Annotated in this window: 1 protein-coding gene; it reads left to right on the top strand. The window is 74.6% G+C overall.

Features of this window, described 5'->3' with window-relative positions; genetic code table 11:
• Positions 1-4,812 (top strand): SDR family NAD(P)-dependent oxidoreductase (locus tag ABT023_RS28825; RefSeq protein ID WP_350889821.1); only part of this gene is annotated, 4,812 nt, incomplete at both ends.

A 4,812-nucleotide genomic window follows, 5' to 3' on the forward strand; every position in this document is an offset into this window, starting at 1 on the left:
GCCGGTGCCGTGGGTGGTGTCGGGTCGCTCCGGGCGGGCCCTGCTGGGCCAGGCGGCGCGACTGGCGTCGTTCGCGCGCGGCCGGTCCGACCTGGCGGCGGCCGACGTGGCGTGGTCGTCGGTGTCCTCGCGGGCGGCGTTGGAGCACCGCGCGGTGGTGTGGGGTTCGGGTGTGGGTGAGCTGGTGGCGGGCCTGGACGCGGTGGCGGCCGGGGATGCGGTGTCGGGTGCGGCGGCGTCGGGTGTGGTGTCGTCGGGTCGTCGGGCGGTGTTGTTCACGGGTCAGGGCTCGCAGCGGGTGGGGATGGGTCGGGAGCTGTACGACCGGTTCCCGGTGTTCGCGGAGTGCTTCGACCGGGTGTGTGGGCTGGTCGATGGCGAGTTCGACGGTGGGTTCCCGCCGTTGCGGGAGGTTGTTTTCGAGGCTTCCGCCGAGGCGGGTGTGTTGGATCGGACGGTGTTTGCGCAGGCGGGGTTGTTCGCCGTCGAGGTGGCGTTGTGGGAGTTGTTGCGGTCGTGGGGCGTGCGGGTCGACTTCTTCGCGGGGCACTCGGTCGGTGAGGTGACTGCTGCGTACGCAGCGGGGATGTTGTCGCTGGCGGACGCGTGCGTTCTCGTGGCGGCGCGGGGTCGGCTGATGCAGGCCCTGCCGGCCGGTGGGGGAATGCTGGCGGTGGCCGCGTCCGAGGCCGAGGTGCTGGCCGTCCTGGAGGGGCTGGCCGACCGGGTGGGGATCGCCGCCGTCAACGGGCCCACGGCCGTCGTCGTGTCGGGAGCGGTCGAGGCGCTGGACGAGGTGGAACGAACCTGGCGCGAGCGGGGCGTGCGCACCCGACGGCTGTCGGTGAGTCATGCGTTCCACAGCCCGTTGATGGAGCCGATGCTCGACGAGTTCGCCTCCGTGGTTGCGGGGTTGTCGTGGCGTGCCCCGACCGTGCCGGTGGTGTCGAACGTGTCGGGTGCGGTGGCGGACCCCCTGGAGATCGCTGATTCGGCGTACTGGGTGCGTCATGCGCGGCAGCCGGTGCGGTTCGCCGACGGGGTCACCGCCCTGCGTGACGCGGGGGTGGACACGTTCCTGGAGGTGGGCCCGGACGCGGTGCTGACGGCGATGGTGGCCGATGTCGCCGAGGGTGACGGGGTGTGTCGGGTGGCGGCGTTGCGTCGGGACCGTCCGGAGGTGGAGTCGCTGTTGGCGGCGGTGGGCCAGTTGCACGCGGCCGGGGTGTCGGTGGACTGGGCCGGGTACCTCGCACAGGCGGGCGTCCGGCCGAGGGCGGTGGACCTGCCCACCTACGCCTTCGACCACCAGCGCTACTGGCTCAACGCGGCCACCCGATCCCACCGCCCCGCCGGCACCCGGCGTACCGCCGAGGACGACGCCTTCTGGCGCGCCATCGACGCGGAGGACGTGGCAGCCCTCGCCGAGAGCCTGGCCGTCGACGCGGACACCCCGCTCGCCGAGGTGCTCCCGGCGCTGTCCACCTGGCGGCGTCGCCGGGAGACCGAGGCGACCCTCGACTCCTGGCGGTACCGGGTGGCCTGGCAGCCGGTCGTGGACGACCCCACCCGGCCCGAGGCCACTGACTTCCTGCTGGTCGTACCCGCTGACGCCGACCCGTCGGTGGGCGACTGGGTGGCCGCGCTCGACCCCGCCCGGACCCGCACCGTTCAGGTCGAGGCCGGCTGCGACCGCAAGCGCCTCGCCCGGGACCTGACCGAGGCCCTGCCGGACCGGGACCGCGCCGGCACCGCCGTCCTGTCCCTCCTCGCGCTCGACGACCGGCCGTACGGGGAGACCGGGACCGTGCCCGCCGGCCTCGCCGGCACGGTCGTGCTCGCGCAGGCCCTCGGCGACGCCGGGATGGCCGCCCGGCTCTGGATCGCCACCCGGGGCGCGGTCTCCGTCGGCTCCCGCGACCGGCATGTCGACCCCGCCCAGGCGATGACGTGGGGCTTCGGCGGCGTGCTGCGCGCCGAGCACCCGCACCGCTGGGGTGGACTGGTGGACCTGCCTGAACGCCCTGACCGGGGTGCCGTCCGGACCCTCCGTACGCTGCTCGCCGGCCCCGGCGCGGAGGACCAGGTCGCCCTGCGCGCAGCCGGTTGCCACGCCCGCCGGCTCGTCCGGGCCACCTACGGCGACGGCGGCCCCCGCGACCCGTGGACGCCGCGCGGCACCGTGCTGATCACCGGAGGCACCGGGGCCCTCGGCGGACACGTCGCCCGCGCCCTGGCCGCCGCCGGCGCCGAACACCTCCTGCTCGTCAGCCGCCGGGGTCCGCAGGCGTCGGGCGTCGGGACGCTCGTCGACGAGCTGACCGCGCTCGGTAGCCGGGTCACCGTGGCGTCCTGCGACGTGGCCGACCGCCCCGCCCTCGCCGACCTGCTGCGGTCGGTCCCCGACGACCTTCCCCTGACCGCCGTCGTGCACACCGCCGCCGCGCTCGACGACAACGTGATCGACGCGGTGACCGTCGACCAGATGGCCGCCGCGCTCCGGGCCAAGGTGACCGCCGCCACCAACCTCGACGAGCTGACCCGCGGCGCGGACCTGTCGGCCTTCGTGCTCTTCTCCTCCCTCGCCGGCATCATGGGCGGGGCCGGCCAGGCCACCTACGCGCCGGGCAACGCCTTCCTCGACGCGTTGGCCCAGCGCCGTCGCGCCGAGGGACTCCCGGCGACCTCGCTCGCCTGGGGCCTCTGGGCCGACGGCGGGGTGAGCGCCGGCGAGTTCGAACAGCGCCTGGCCCGGGACGGATTCGGGGCCATGGCACCCCGGACCGCCGTCGAGGCCCTGCCCGCGGCGCTCGGGCGCGACGAGACGTACCTCGTGGTGGCCGACATCGACTGGGCGCGGGTGGCCGCCGTCGCCGGCACGCGCCCCGACCCGCTCACCCGGGACCTGGTGGCCGAGGCCGCGCCGGCCGCGCTCGCCGCCGCCGGCCCGGCGCCGACGTCCGCGCTGCTCGCCCGGCTCGCGGCGATGTCCGGCACGGAGCAGGAGCACGCACTGCGTGACCTGGTACGCGGCGAGGTCGCCGCCGTGCTCGGCCACGACTCCGCGGACCGGGTGGCACCCGACCGGGCGTTCCAGGACCTCGGCTTCACCTCCCTGGCCGCCGTGGAACTGCGCAACCGGCTCGACGCGGCCACCGGCCTCACGCTGTCCAGCACGCTGGCGTTCGACTACCCGAACCCGACCGCCCTCGCCGGTCACATCCACGCCGAACTGCTCGGCGGTCGGGCCCTGCCCGCTTCGACCGTGGTCGGCGGCCCGGTCGTCGCCGACGACCCGATCGTCATCGTCGGCATGGGCTGTCGCTTCCCGGCCGGCGCCGGATCCCCGGCCGAGCTGTGGGACCTGCTGGCCGACGGTGTCGACGCGATGTCGGAGTTCCCGACCAACCGGCACTGGGACCTGGCGTCCCTGCGTGACTCCGTTGAGTCGTCGTACGTCAGCCGGGGGGCGTTCCTGCACGAGGCGGGCGCGTTCGACGCGGAGTTCTTCGGCATCTCGCCGCGCGAGGCCCTCGCCATGGACCCGCAGCAGCGGCTGCTGCTGGAGACGTCGTGGGAGGCGTTCGAGGACGCCAGGATCGACCCGCTCGCCCTGCGCGGGGCCCGGGTCGGGGTGTTCGCCGGCACCAACGGCCAGGACTACGGGACCGTGGTGCGCCAGGCCGGTGAGGCGCTGACCGGGTACGGGGCCACGGGCGCCTCCGCCAGCGTCCTGTCGGGTCGGGTGTCGTACTCGTTCGGGTTCGAGGGCCCGGCGGTGACGGTGGACACCGCGTGCTCGTCGTCGCTGGTCGCGTTGCACCTGGCGGCTCAGGCGCTGCGGTCCGGTGAGTGCGACCTCGCGCTGGCCGGCGGCGTCACCGTGATGGCCACCCCGGGCGCGTTCATCGAGTTCTCCCGGCAGGGCGGACTGTCGGCCGACGGGCGGTGCAAGGCGTTCGCCGAGGACGCGGACGGCACCGCGTGGGGCGAGGGCGTCGGCGTCCTCGTCGTGCAGCGGTTGTCGGATGCGCGGCGGGATGGTCGTCGGGTGCTGGCGGTGGTGCGGGGTTCGGCGGTGAATCAGGACGGTGCGTCGAACGGTCTCACCGCGCCGAATGGTCCGTCGCAGCAGCGGGTGATCCGGCAGGCCCTGGCGTCGGCGGGGTTGTCGCCGGGTGATGTGGATGTGGTGGAGGCGCACGGTACGGGTACGACGTTGGGTGATCCGATCGAGGCGCAGGCTCTGTTGGCGACGTACGGGCAGGGTCGGGATGTGCCGTTGTTGTTGGGGTCGGTGAAGTCGAACATCGGTCACACCCAGGCGGCGGCGGGCGTCGCCGGGATCATCAAGATGGTCCTCGCCATGCGGCACGGGGTGGTGCCGGCGACCCTGCACGTCGCCGAGCCGTCATCGCACATCGACTGGTCGGCGGGGACCGTCGAGCTGGCGACCGAGTCGCGGGGGTGGCCCGAGGTGGGCCGGCCGCGTCGGGCGGGGGTGTCGTCGTTCGGCATCTCGGGGACGAACGCGCACGTGATCCTGGAACAGCCGGAGCCGGAGCCGCAGTCCGGGGTGGAGCCTGTGCCAGGGGTGGAGTCTGTCCCGGGGCCGGAGGCCGTGGTTGGTCTGCCGGTGCCGTGGGTGGTGTCGGGTCGCTCCGGGCGGGCGTTGGTGGGTCAGGCGGCGCGGTTGGCGTCGTTCGTGCGGGGCCGCTCCGATCTGGTGGCGGTGGATGTGGCGTGGTCGTTGGTGTCGTCGCGGGCGGCGTTGGAGCACCGTGCGGTGGTGTGGGGTTCGGGTGTGGGCGA

It is taken from the genome of Micromonospora sp. NPDC002296 (genome assembly GCF_040296145.1).
Lineage (GTDB): Bacteria > Actinomycetota > Actinomycetes > Mycobacteriales > Micromonosporaceae > Micromonospora.